The sequence below is a fragment of the Streptomyces griseoaurantiacus genome (genome assembly GCF_036189845.1).
Taxonomy (GTDB): domain Bacteria; phylum Actinomycetota; class Actinomycetes; order Streptomycetales; family Streptomycetaceae; genus Streptomyces; species Streptomyces griseoaurantiacus.
On record NZ_CP108326.1, the window covers coordinates 6234551 to 6246803 of the forward strand.

At 66.4% G+C, this 12253-nt stretch carries 9 protein-coding genes; 2 read left to right on the plus strand and 7 right to left on the minus strand.

Features of this window, described 5'->3' with window-relative positions:
* Positions 1-57 precede the first annotated feature (57 nt).
* From OHB09_RS27580 to OHB09_RS27590, 3 genes are all read right to left on the minus strand, one after another.
* The gene (locus OHB09_RS27580) at positions 58-2220 is read right to left on the minus strand and encodes an AIPR family protein (protein WP_328922712.1); all 2163 of its coding nucleotides are present in this window, start codon (positions 2218-2220) and stop codon (positions 58-60) included.
* 131 nt (positions 2221-2351) lie between these two features.
* Positions 2352-3896: a protein kinase domain-containing protein gene (locus OHB09_RS27585; RefSeq protein WP_407077370.1), complete on the minus strand. Its 1545-nt coding sequence runs from the start codon at positions 3894-3896 to the stop codon at positions 2352-2354.
* Between the two features lie 238 nt (positions 3897-4134).
* The gene (locus OHB09_RS27590; RefSeq protein ID WP_328922713.1) at positions 4135-4599 is read right to left on the minus strand and encodes an ATP-binding protein; all 465 of its coding nucleotides are present in this window, start codon (positions 4597-4599) and stop codon (positions 4135-4137) included.
* A 128-nt stretch (positions 4600-4727) separates the two neighbouring features.
* Between OHB09_RS27590 and OHB09_RS27595 the strand changes: the two genes are divergently transcribed.
* Positions 4728-5582, plus strand: coding sequence for a helix-turn-helix domain-containing protein (locus OHB09_RS27595; protein WP_328922714.1), 855 nt, complete (start codon positions 4728-4730; stop codon positions 5580-5582).
* Positions 5579-5809 carry a DUF397 domain-containing protein gene (locus OHB09_RS27600; protein ID WP_328922715.1) on the plus strand — a complete coding sequence of 77 codons (231 nt, stop codon included), beginning with the start codon at positions 5579-5581 and terminating at the stop codon, positions 5807-5809. The genes OHB09_RS27595 and OHB09_RS27600 overlap by 4 nt, the downstream gene beginning before the upstream one ends.
* A 55-nt stretch (positions 5810-5864) precedes the next feature.
* Here the strand turns inward: OHB09_RS27600 and OHB09_RS27605 are convergent, their stop codons facing one another.
* The 4 genes from OHB09_RS27605 to OHB09_RS27620 form a co-directional block, all read right to left on the minus strand.
* Positions 5865-6518 carry a hypothetical protein gene (locus tag OHB09_RS27605; RefSeq protein WP_328922716.1) on the minus strand — a complete coding sequence of 218 codons (654 nt, stop codon included), beginning with the start codon at positions 6516-6518 and terminating at the stop codon, positions 5865-5867.
* Positions 6515-7756, minus strand: a complete 1242-nt coding sequence (locus tag OHB09_RS27610) for an AAA family ATPase (RefSeq protein ID WP_093593029.1) — start codon at positions 7754-7756, stop codon at positions 6515-6517. The genes OHB09_RS27605 and OHB09_RS27610 overlap by 4 nt, the downstream gene beginning before the upstream one ends.
* Positions 7757-7827: 71 nt before the next feature.
* Complete coding sequence (locus OHB09_RS27615; protein ID WP_328922717.1) at positions 7828-11010, minus strand: type I restriction endonuclease subunit R; 3183 nt, start codon at positions 11008-11010, stop codon at positions 7828-7830.
* A complete protein-coding gene (locus tag OHB09_RS27620; protein ID WP_328922718.1) occupies positions 11007-12215 on the minus strand; it encodes a restriction endonuclease subunit S in 1209 nt (402 codons plus the stop codon). The genes OHB09_RS27615 and OHB09_RS27620 overlap by 4 nt, the downstream gene beginning before the upstream one ends.
* Positions 12216-12253: the final 38 nt, after the last annotated feature.

The following is a 12253-nucleotide window of genomic DNA, read 5'->3' on the forward strand; positions in this document are numbered from 1 at the left end:
TGTCCGGGCCCTGAATAACAGGTTTTTCTGCCGGGCGCGTTGACTACCGGTCCGATCTCAGTTGCGGTCCGGGTCCTCCTCGGCTGATTCCTCAAGTTCAGCGAGCGCACTCCATGCGAGGTCCGCTAGGGTTTCGCCGGTGGCGACGGTCCAACGAGCGGTGCCCTGGTTGGCCACCGGTCGCTTTTCCCATTGCGCGAGTTCCCACATGCGAGTAATCAGACCGGATGGCGAGTATTGCTTGCCATCGGCTGCCCAGAGGAGAGGCTTGGTCCGGTGACTCACCCAGGTTGCACGGGAGCGCCGGTCGTCCTCGGCGAGCCAGTGGCGCAGGGCCTCCTCCTCCGAAGGGTGCCTGGACTTGAGTGCGAGCGGGTCTCCATCGGAGACGATTTGCTTGTCGACGAGAACGGACACCGCATTCGGCCGACGACGCTTGCGCTGAGTTCGGGCCCGCTTGTATTTGTCCGGCGTCTTGTCCGCGTCGCCCGTCCGAACGAGCTGCAATACGTGCGCTGACAGCTCACGGCAGCGCTCGATGTCTGAACATACCGCACGGATCTGTGAACGTTCATTGTATAGTTCATCGATCGACGCGGCTACAACGGGCAGCAACTGCTCCACGAGTTCACGCGTCCTTGGCGTCGAAGCCTTGTACCATTCGAGGCCGGGGTCAGGCTCGTCGATGGACTCCGTGTCCAGCAGACGAAAGACGAGATGGGTGATCAAATAGACCCCATGCTCGGTCAGGGCTGCACCGCGGCCCTCATAGCGCGTTCGCAAGCCGTAGAGAGCGCGGCGGACTTCGCGAAGAATCTGGACTGCGTTCCACAGAAGGTATGCGCCCGGTTGCGGCTTGAAAAGAACGTCGTAGATGCCCTGGGAACCCCGCTCCCACAGCACGTCGAGCGAAACCCCCATTCGGGCCGCGTACTGACTGTCGTTCTGCGCGCAGGCCAGTGCGCATGCTGCCTCGACCACTGAGCAGCCGGCTTCCTCCGGTGGCTCGAGCTCGCTGCGTCGTACGCTGTACTCCAGCCCGAGTTCCGCTCGCATCTCCTCGAGAATGGCTGCTTGAACAGGATCGAGGGCGATGAAATCACGCGCACCTACACTGTTCTGTCGGTTTGTTGCCTTTGTGGTTTCTCTGGAGAAATCCTCAACTGCGCCCGTTACGATGATGCGCACGCCGATCTGCGCCTGCGCTGCTGCGTCATCGGAGGCCAGTGCCTCGGCCACGGAGCGGACGGTCTGCGCGCCATTTACCACACTGGCGTTGTGCAGCGTCAGAGTGAGCGGATGGTGCTGTGGGGCACGCCTGTTCTGCTGAGCCTTCTCGACTGAATCGCACAGCACGGTGATGCCGTTGTTGAAATACCAGAAGTATGCGGGTTCCTGTGTGAGGGTCTCGATCAGGGCGTTGTTGATCGGTGTGCGTCCGAGTGGGTTGCGGATGTTGAGGTTGAACAGGCTCGAGCCGCTTGCGGCCCACTCGGCGACCTCTTCGGCCATGACTACGCCCTGATAGGACTCGTACGGAGAGCTGATTCCAAACCACGGGAAAAGGGTTGCGGTGAGCTGAACCGGCTTCGGAGTGAGGTCTTTGCGGACGGACTCCCACACCTCAGACGCCAGGATGATTCGATGGTCGAGGATCTCGCCGTAGCGGTTGAACTCTTTCTCGCCGTTGGTCAGGGCGTCCCGGAATCCGATACCGGGTTCGTCAGGGCGCATCAGCACAACCACTTGAGTCACCGGAACGGGGCCACCGTCCATGACTGTTTTGGCGAACTCTGCCAGTTGGCGCCCTCGCGGGTTGAACGGTGCGAAGTCCTCGTCGTCGATGAGGCGCAGACCGGCGAAGAGTTCCAGTACGGCCTTCCGGTCCGCGGCTGCTCTTCCCTCAGGACTCCATTTTCCCTGTACGAGGTATACGTGGGGGTGGGGGCCGTCTACTACTGCGATGGCGTCGATCCCTTGGTCCGCATGCCCGTCGATGACGGTGCGGGCCGCTTCCTGCGGACTGAATCCAGTGACGATTCGTACAGCCTGGGCGGTCAGCGCACGCGACAGCAATCGCGGCTCCTGCTCATGAGGGGGAAGGCCCTCCAGGTCGCCGACGTCGAGCAAGTGGCCGTAAACCGCCTTCAGTGCACCACTGACCTGGCGAACCTGCGTCACCACACTGGGTGTGGCACCTGGGCTCTTCTTGGTGCTCATGTCTGCGTTCCCCTCCCATGGCGAAACAGGCCCGTACGTGTGGTCGGGAGACGTTCGCCGGATCGATCGGTCCATGATGTCGCTACCACGACGTATTCACGGGCGTTTTGGCGTGTGAGGCAACTCGTCGGTCAGGAACCGGGGCGTCCGAACCCGAGACGAATCACAGCCAGAGTCTCGGCGACATCTGTCGTGAGTTCGTCACTCGGGCCCAGCACCACACACAGGTCGGCGTGCAGGGGCTCCAGGACGTCGTGCGCCTCCGCCGTCCGGCCCTGGGCGAGCAGCAGCATGCCGATGTCGCGGCGCAGTTCCACGGCCTCCTCGCTGACGTCACTGTCCACGGCTCGGACGGCGTTCAGGACACGGTTGAGGCCGGCCAGCGCCTCCGTCACCTGTCCGAGTTCACCCCGGCAGCGGGCGGCCTGGGCGAGGCACTCACGTGCCTGCTTACTGCCGCGTCCGTCGGCCCGCGCGTAGGCGTCTGCCAGCGCCTCGAACTCGGGCAGCGCCGCCCGGTGGTCCCCGGCCAGCTGTTGGCTGACCGCGCGCCACATACGCAACCGCAGCACGGGCCGGTTCTCCGCGCCGAGCGCCCGCGCGGCCGGCTCGATCATCTCGGCCATCACCTCGGCGGCCTGCGCGTACCGCTCCTCGTCCATCAACGCCGCGTAGTGCGCCTGCACTTCGCGGATCCGCTGCCGCAGCTCCGCACGCTCCACCTCGGGGAGGACGACGGGCGGCACACCGGTCCGGGCACTGTGGTCGGCCGCGGCCGAGCGGGGCCTCGCGACCCCGCCCCGTGCACGGGGCGCGTACGGGCGGCGGAAGATACCGGTGGGGTCGGGCGCCCCCTCGGGCCCCGGCTCCTCGGACGCCGACCGTTCCGCACCGGGCGAGGGAAGGAACGGCCGCAGCCGCTCGTACACCTCCTGCACGTCCACGGGCCGCGACTCCGGCACCTTCAGCAGGAGATGCAGGACCAGCTCCTCCAGCGCAGCCGGCACGTCGGGGCGCAGCTCCCGCAGGGGCGTCGGCGCGGCGGTGACGTGCTGCGTCATGAGCTGCCACTCGCTCTCCCCGCTGAACAGCGGCTGCCCGCAGAGCAACTCGTGCAGCACGCACCCGAGGGCGTACAGATCGGTGCGCGGCGTGACGCCCGCGCCCCGCACCTGCTCCGGCGCCATGTACCGGTGCGTCCCGATGGGACTCCCGGTCGCCGTCAGCTTGGTGACGTCCGTCCGCAGGATCGCCGCGATGCCGAAGTCCAGCACCTTCACCGTGCCGTCCCGCGCGACCAGGATGTTGCTCGGTTTCAGGTCCCGGTGCACCACCGGTACGTCGTGCGCGTACGACAGCACGGTCGCGACCTGTGCCGCCACGGCCACCGCCCAGCTCACGGGAAGCGGCCGGTTCGGATGGACGTAGGCGGTCAGTGGGAGGCCGTCGACCAGCTCCATGACGAGGAACAGGTGCTCGTACGACTCGTCCAGCACGGCGTCGTACACCTGCGGCACACCCGGATGCTGGATGCGTGCGGTGATCCGGGCCTCCCGCCGGAACCGCTTCTCGAACTCCTCCGCCAGGTGCGGCGACGTCACGGCCTGGGGCCGGATCCGCTTCACCGCGACAGGCCGGTCCAGCACGGCGTCGTAGCCGCGCCAGACATCCCCCATGCCACCGTGGTTCAGCGGCTCCAGCAGTTCGTAACGGCCCGCGATCCGCTGCCGTGGCCGTCCGGTCCCGGACTCCCCGCTTCCGCTGCCGATTCCGTTCGGGTCCCCGTCCTCGCCCGGCACCTGATCCCGCCCCTCCCGCCCGTCGTCCACCGCGGTCCTCGCCCCTCGTCCGACCGGGAGTCAGTTTGGCCGTTGCGGGGCGGAAGGGTCCAGTTGGGAGAGGGGGCGGGTGGGGTTACGGAAGCGGCGTGAGCGAAATCGAGCCAGGTACGGCGTACTCCGCCCAGACCGTCTTGCCGGGGCTCCCCGCGCCCCGCGGACAGTGCCCCCAACGATCGGCCAGCGCCTCCACGAGCAGCAGCCCGCGCCCTCCCTCCGCGCAGGCGGACGGCGACGTCACCAGTGCGGGCAGCCGCTCGCCCCGGGTGTCGCTCACCTCGATGCGTACGGTGCGGGTCGCCGGGTCCGCGGTGAGCAGCAGATGGAAGTCGCGACCGGAGACGTGCCCGTGCTGGACGGCGTTGGCGCACAGCTCAGCCGCGATGAGCGTGAGGACGTCGTGGGCATCGCTCCCGTAGGGCACGCCCCACGCGTCCAGCCGGTTCCCGCACATGCGGCGGGCCAACCGGGCGCCGCGCGGGGTCGAGCTGAACCGCATGGTGAACCGGGGTGCGAGCAGGGGTGATTGTGTGGCATTCATGCACACACCGTCGCGCCCCGTGGCATAGCGTGACCAGCGGTGACGCGCGGACGCGGAGCGTTGGTACCGGCATCGCGCGGCCCGGTACGCGGTGGTACGGCGAGATGTGCGCGAGGGGTGTGAGTGCGGTGGGGTCGGTACGGGACCAGGACGTGGCGCAGGTGCAGCGGGGGCGGGTTGACGAGCAGGCGGCAGGGGTCGTCACGGCGTTCGGACGGCAACTGAAGCTGCTGCGGGTGCGAGCGGGTCTGGAACGGCCCGAGTTCGGCAAGCGGATGGGCTACTCGGCGGATCTGGTGGCGTCCATCGAGCAGGGGAGGCGAATCCCGCAACCGCGGTTCATCGAGAAGGCGGATGAGGTGCTGGGGGCTGGGGGCTTGCTGGTCGCGTTGAAGGAGGAGGTGGCCAGGGCGCAGTATCCGGCGTTCTTTCGGGACATGGCGAGGTTGGAGGCGGAGGCAGTTGAGTTGTGTGCCTACGACACCCTGGTGGTTAACGGCCTCTTGCAGACCGAGGAGTACATGCGCGCCATCCTCGCCATGCGTCGGCCGCTGCTTGACGAGGCGACCATCGAGTTGCGTGTGGTTGCGCGCCTGGCCCGTCAGGACATCTTCAGCCGCTGGCCGGCCCCGCTGCTGAGTTTCGTCATGGAGGAGTCCCTGCTGCGCAGGCCGCACGGCGGAAAGGCGGTGCTCCGAGGACAGCTTGAGCACCTGCTGCTGGTCGGCGAGATGCGCAACGTGGAGTTGCAGGTCATGCCCCTGGACCGCGAAGACAACGCGGGAATTGATGGGCCGTTCACGGTCATCATGAGCAAGGGTGGGGATCAGTTCATGTACGCGGAGGTGCAGGGACGCAGCAGCTTGTTGATCAAGTCGGAGGAGACACGCCTCGCTGCCGCGCGGTATGGAATCATCCGGAGCCAGGCCCTCACGCCGAAGGAGAGCCTGTCTTACATCGCGCAGTTGCTGGGAGAGCTATGAACGGGAACTGGTTCAGGAGCAGCTACAGCACAGGCAACGGAGGCGAATGCGTGGAAGTCGCCTGGGTCAAGAGCAGCTACAGCGGCGCCGAAGGCGGCCAGTGCTTGGAGGTGGCCGCAGTACCCGGCGCCATCCTCGTCAGGGACTCCAAGCAACCCGCAGCCGCCAGGCTGACGTTCGGCGCGGGTGCCTGGGCCGGCTTCGTGGAGATGGCCGCCGGGCGCTGACCGGCGATGCACGTACGATGCGGGGCCCGGCACGCGCCGGGCCCCGAGTGCGTCGTCAGGCCCATTGCGTCAGGTCATCGACGAAGTCCGCGTACGAGCGGTTGGTGCCGCGTGGTGAGGGGATCAGCCGGTGGGCCAGCGCCTCGCGGGCGACCGAGGGGCCGTCGCTCTCACGGAAGACCGGCCGGCCAAGTCCCCGCTTGAGCTCTTCCTTCGCGTCCTTGATGCGGCCGGTGTCCTTGTCCCGCAGGCGGTCGGGGACCTTCCAGCGCGGCCGGACGTAGGGGAACGCGTCCGGGAACAGGAGCAGCCAGCCTTCGCTCTCCCAGGCGGCGAGCGCGAGGGCGGTCGGGATGCCGTGGGACTGACGGGACAACTCGGCGGCCACGGTTTTGCGGATCTGCGCGTATCGCGCGTCCGTGTAGCCGTCCAGGTCCTCGTGGACGACGAACCCGGCTAACTCGCCGCGCTGCTGGAGCGCTTTCGCGCGGGCCTTGCCGACCAGTGTCCTCACGGCGGCGGCGAGGTCCGCCCCGGACTTCTTCCGCAGCCGTACAGGGTCGTTGATGCGGACCAGCTTGGCTGCCGCGACGAGTTCGGGTCGGTGGGCGCGGAGGAACGCGGCCATGATGTCGCAGTCGTTCTGGTCCTCACCGGCCAGCACGATGACACGTCGGTCCCGCGAGGCGCGTCCCTTCGGCGGCGTCACAGCTCACCGCCGGTGAGGTCGCCGCCGAGGACGCCGGAGAACCACAGTTCGCCGAGTGGCTGCTCGCCGGACTCCTCGACGATGGCTTTGACCTCGTCGACCGTGAGGGCGGGGATGACGGACGCGCCGTCGTCGTCGCGGTCGCAGACGACGAACTCCTCCGGTCGCAGCCGGTTGACGAGCGCGGGGGAGTGCGTGGCGACGATGAACTGTGTGTGCTCGGCGGCCTCGCGCAGCCGTTGGACGACGAGTTCCAGAGCCTGCGGGTGCAGCCCGTGGTCGATCTCCTCGATGCAGGTGAAGGCGGGAGGGTTCGGGTCGTAGAGGAGGGCGAGGAGCCCGAGGAGGCGGACGGTTCCGTAGGAGGCGTCGGCGAGGGGTGTACGGCGCCGCAGGCCGCGTTCGCGGAGCACCACGGTCGTCTGGTCCGTCGACCCGCCGACCTCCTCGAATTCGATGTCCTCCAACTGCGGCAGGACCGTGCGTGCGTCGGTGACCAGGTTCTCCCAGGTGCCGTCGTCGAGGTGGCTGAGGTGGGTCAGGAACCCGGCCAGATTCTCGGCGTGCGAGGACAGGGTGGTGAAGTCCCCGCCGCGCATGCGGGTCGGCTGCCGGGCCGCCGCCACGTCGACGTCGAAGACACGGAAGGACGAGAGCCGGTCGGCGACCCGCGTCACCTCGTTGCCGCCCTCGGAGGGGCCGAGCCGGGGGAGTGTGGAGAGCCCACTGCTCAGTCTGCGGATGCTCAGGCTGCTGCTGTCCTTGCTCTCGCCCGCCCGCACGTCGAGGATGCGGGCCTCCTCGCCCGAGATGGTGATGCGCCGGCCGCGCCCCTGCCTGCGCTTGAACGCGAAGCTCTCCTCGCGGGACAGGGCGTAGTACGGCGAGCGTTCGCCGGTCCGGTTCACCCGGAGGGAGCGACGGCGGATGGTGAGGTCGTACTCGTCCGGTGCGGTGAGGGTCGCGTTGGTCGTCCAGGTCGCCTTGACGCGTACGCGCATGGTGGTCGGGGGCTTGGTGCCACCCCAGAAGGCCACCTCGTCGAAGCCGCCGCGGGTGTCGAGCGCCGGCTGGAGGTCGGTGCGGATGATGTCGGCGAGGAAGTCGAACACCTTGAGCACGTTGGACTTCCCGGCCCCGTTCGGGCCCACCAGGACCGTGAGCGGACCGAGCGGCACGGTCACTTCGCGCAGGCTGCGGAAGTTCTCGACGTGCAGTTCCAGGAGACGACCAGGCATCGGTACACCAATCGAGTGAATGCGCGGGGATACGGAGCGGGGCCCGGCCTCAGCCGGGCCCCCACCATCCGTCAGAAGTCGTCCAGACCTTCTTCACTGCGGATCATCCGCCAGGCGGCGCGTCGGGCGCTGCGGTCGAGATTCGACTTGAAGTCGCGGTCCGCGCCGAAGTAGCGCCTGCCGAGGGTGTCGATGGTGGACACGTGGTCCATCATGTTCTCCTCGAACTTCTTGTCGAAGACGATGCCGAAGTTGGCCTCGTCGTTGACGAGCGCCGCGGCCCGGACCTTCGGGTCCTTCTTGGTCGCGTTGAAGGCGGGGAGAACGTCCTCCTCGCTGAACTCCGTGCCGAACTTGGCGTTGAACTTCTCGATCAGCTCGGACAGCAACGACTTGTCCGCGTCCTTCGCACCGCCCACACCGTCACCGAAGCCCTTGAGCTCGGCGGCGCCCTCAGGGGTGAGGGAGACATCGTGCTCGCCGGTCTTCTCGACGCGGAGGTGGCTGAGGTCGACCTCTCCTATGTCGACGCCGCCGTCGGCCAGGCGGGGGAGCCGGTTGAGCAGGTAGCGGCCGTAGAGGTGCAGGCGCTCCAGCTCGGGGTCGTGGTACGGCACGATCTGGGCGAGGAAGCCGTACTTGCGGACGTAGTCGTTGAGGTCGGCGCGGAAGTCCTCGGCCGTCTCGACATCGTCCTCCTCCTCGCTCTCCAGCAACATGGTGAAGCGGGCGACGGCGGGGGAGAGGAGCCGGTACAGCTCGGCGTGGAGCTTCTCCCACTTGGCCTGGGAACCACCGGCCTTCTCCTTGGCCTCGAAGTACGCCATGGCGAACTCGTCCATGTCCTGCTCCGAGACGATCGGCGCGGACATGACGCGGCTCTGCGCCGTGTAGAGGAGGTTGGGGTCGGACGGGAGGGTGTGCGCCTCCTCGAAGTACGGCCTGAACGCCTCCTGGATGTCCTCCGCCTCGTTCACGAAGTCCAGGACGGCGAGGTCGGCCTGCGACTTGCGTTCCGCGGTGCGGTTGAGGCGGGACAGCGTCTGCACGGCCGCGATGCCGGTCAGCGTCTTGTTGACGTACATCGTGGTGAGGAGCGGCTGGTCGAAGCCGGTCTGGTATTTCTCGGCGACGACGAGGATGCGGTACTCCTGCTGCCCCTTGCCACCGGCCCTGGCCGCCTTGTCGTCGGCGCGGGTGTAGGCGAACGCCTTCGGGAGCCCGCTTTCGGACAGGCCGCCGTTCTCCTTGCTCTCGGTGGTCTCCTCGCCGTCGATGGTGAGGGAGCCGGAGAAGGCGACGAGCACGCCGAGGTCGGGGTACTTGGTGTCGTACTCGCGGTCGGCGATGTAGCTCCGGATCGCACGGGCCATCTGCACGGCGGAGTGGCGGGACGCCGTGACCACCATCGCCTTGGACCGTCCGCCGAGCAGGCCGCGGGTGTGGGCGACGAAGTGCTCGACGATCACTTGGGCGTGCTGCGACACCGTGTGCTCGTGCATGAGCGCGAACCGGGCGAGCAGACTGTTCGCCTTGGAGGGGTCGACCTCCTTCTCGTCGCGGTTCAGGTTCGCGAGCTTCCAGTACGTGTTGTAGGTGACGTAGTTGCGCAGAGGGTCGAGGATGAAGCCTTCCTCGATCGCCTGGCGCATGGAGTACGTGTGGAAGGGGCGGTAGACCGGCTTGCCGTTCTCCACGCCTTCCGTGCCGAAGAGTTCGAGGGTCTTCGCCTTCGGCGTGGCGGTGAAGGCGAAGTAGGAGAGGTTGGCGGCCTGCGAGCGCTCCACGGCCTTGGCCTTGAGCTTGTCGTCCACGGTGACCGTGGTCGCGCCCTTCTCGTCCGTGTCCGCGTCCAGGCCGAGGTCACGGAGAGCTGACTTGACGGCGGTGGCGGCGTCGCCGGACTGGGAGGAGTGCGCCTCGTCGACGACGATCGCGAAGCGGCTCCCCTTGATCTCCGTGGGGTTGCGCTTGACGTAGTCGAGCAGCGCCGGGAACGAGTGCAGGGTGACGGTGACGATCTTGCCGGTGTCCCGGGAGAGGGCACGGGCGAGCTGCTCGCTCTTGGCGCCGTGCTTCTCGTCGACCTTGACGACCAGGCCGTCCGTCTGGCTGAAACTGCCCACCGTTTCGCGGAGTTGAGCGTCCAGGTTGCGGCGGTCGGTGATGACGATGACCTTGTCGAAGACGGGTTCGCCGGGCTTGATGCGGTCGTTGGCGAGCGCGTCGGGGTCCAGAGTCGTCGGGTCCGTGTCGGCGTGCAGGTCGCTGAGCCGGTGGGTCAGCCAGCCGATGGTGTTCGACTTGCCGGAGCCGGCGGAAGCCATCACGAGGTAGTTCTGTCCGGCGCCGTGCGTGGCCGCGTGGGCCGTGAGTTTCTTGACCACGTCCCACTGGTGGAAGCGAGGGAAGATCGTCGACTTTGTCGTGCCGCCGCCGGGTGTCTTGTGCTTCTGCTGGTGCACGAAGCGCTGGAGCAGGTCCAGCCAATTGTCACGCTGCCAGACGTGTTCCCAGAGGTAGGACGTGGCGTACGTGCCGTGGGCTGTGGGAGTGGGATTGCCGGCACCGCCGGGTTGGCCGGGGCCGTTCGAGCCGGTGTTGAAGGGCAGGAACTGGGTGTTCTTGCCGCGCAGCTGCGTGGTCACGAAGACCAGGTCCGGGTCCACGGCGAAGTTCGCGAGGACGCGGCGGGTGAAGATCAGCTCGGTCGGGTCGCGGTCCGTGCGGTACTGCTCCTTGGCCTGCTCGACGCCCTGGCCGGTGAGCGGGTTCTTCAACTCGGCGGTGGCGACCGGGATGCCGTTGAGGAAGAGGGTCAGGTCGAGACGGTGACCCCAGTCAGCCTGCTTGGTGGCGTAGGGGAGCTCCCGGACGACGGTGAGGCGGTTGGCCCGGTAGTCGTCCAGGACGGAGTCGGCGGAGATCAGGTTCGGCTTGAAGTACGCGACCCGAAGCCGTACGCCTCGGTCCTTTACCCCGTTGCGGAGAACGTGCAGCAGCCCGTCCTCGGCGATGGCCCGGTCGAGCCGCTGCGCGAAGCCACGCTGCGCCTCGTTCGGGTCGCCTCCGTAGACGGTGACGAGGTCGTCCCACTCGTCGGGCTGCGTTGCCCCAATGAAGGTGTACAGCTCGTTGGTGTCGAGCCCGAGTTCGGGGCGGTAGTCGGCAGGGCTTACTTCCCGCCACCCGCGTGCGCAGAGGGCGGCGACGATGGCGCTGCCGAAGGCGGACTCGTCATGCACGGGACTCATACGCCCACTCCTTCGGTCACGTTGCGCCCGCTGGCGGTGGAGACGTCGAACTGGCCGGTTACGGCGGCGGTGATGAGGGCTTGGCGGCGTTCCGCGAGAAGAAGTTCTTGGCGCGACATCTTCTCCCTGAGTGTCAGAATAGACGCGTTGGAGAGTTGCAAATTTCGGACAATGGCTTCTTGCTCGTGGAGTGCAGGAACGGGCACCATGAAGTCGACGACGTGTGAAACGTTAATCTGCTCTTGCGCTGCACCATAACGCACCGAGTTTACATAAGCAGCACCTAGAGGGCTATTGAAGTACGCCTCCAAGTACTTCGGCAAAAGGTGATTTCCCCTCTTGATGACGATAAGGGATGCGCAATTGGAGCCGTCCAGGTAGTCAGGAACCACGGCTGCCCGTCCCGGGTATCCGGCCCTGATCACTACCACATCGCCGCTGTTCAAGCGTGAGCGCCATAGAGTTCGACTATTCGCTTCGGAGATGAACCGTACTCCAGTAAGATCGATGCCCGATTCCGTGATGTTCGACCCTCTCAGAAAGGGAACGCCGTCTTCTGTGAAGTACGAAGATGGATCTACTACGACACCCACACCCACACGTGGAACGAGGTGCTTCAGTGGAATGACTCGCCAGGAAGCAGGCAGGTCTCCTAGTACCGGATGCAGTGTGCGTGCGTCGGGTTTTTCTGCTCCCCGCAGTATCAGCGACCGCTGTGCGTCACTTCTCTCTTGAAGCAACACCTTCAAAGTGCGCATGGTGATGTGTATCTTGTCGATACGGGCGATTTCGGTGTCGAGGAAGTCGGCGATGCGGCGCTGATCTGGCAGTGGAGGCAACGGAATGGGGGCGTCTCCGAGGCGGTCTCGGTTTAGCTCAATCTGGTTTGTGGCGCCCACGACCAAGGCCGCAAAAATATATTCCTGGAAGGGGCGCGATGTGAACCAATAGTAGGCAAATCGAGAGTATAGCTGATCAGGATCGGTGCGGGCGATAGTGACATGGCTGTCCGCCATGCAGGGCAACCCATCTGGCGAATCGTTGAAGTGTCCGATGCGTCCAAGAGTGCCCGTTCCTGTCGAATTGATGAGCACGTCGTCCATTCGTAGGTAACCCTTGAGCGCGGAGGGGTTGCCTTGGAAATCATGGAAACGAGTTCGCGACCAATCGAGGCCACCTGGCTGATTCGATGCCTGGCCGATCACGCGTACAGTTCCTGCGTCGATATAAGTGGGTGCCGAAC

What these genes read in the sequence shown, in the direction of transcription:
- OHB09_RS27600 (WP_328922715.1), top strand. Translation starts at nt 5,579, where the DNA reads ATGAACGGGAACTGGTTCAGGAGCAGCTACAGCACAGGCAACGGAGGC.
- OHB09_RS27585 (WP_407077370.1), bottom strand. Translation starts at nt 3,896, where the DNA reads ATGGGGGATGTCTGGCGCGGCTACGACGCCGTGCTGGACCGGCCTGTC.
- OHB09_RS27580 (WP_328922712.1), bottom strand. Translation starts at nt 2,220, where the DNA reads ATGAGCACCAAGAAGAGCCCAGGTGCCACACCCAGTGTGGTGACGCAG.
- OHB09_RS27610 (WP_093593029.1), bottom strand. Translation starts at nt 7,756, where the DNA reads ATGCCTGGTCGTCTCCTGGAACTGCACGTCGAGAACTTCCGCAGCCTG.
- OHB09_RS27615 (WP_328922717.1), bottom strand. Translation starts at nt 11,010, where the DNA reads ATGAGTCCCGTGCATGACGAGTCCGCCTTCGGCAGCGCCATCGTCGCC.
- OHB09_RS27590 (WP_328922713.1), bottom strand. Translation starts at nt 4,599, where the DNA reads ATGAATGCCACACAATCACCCCTGCTCGCACCCCGGTTCACCATGCGG.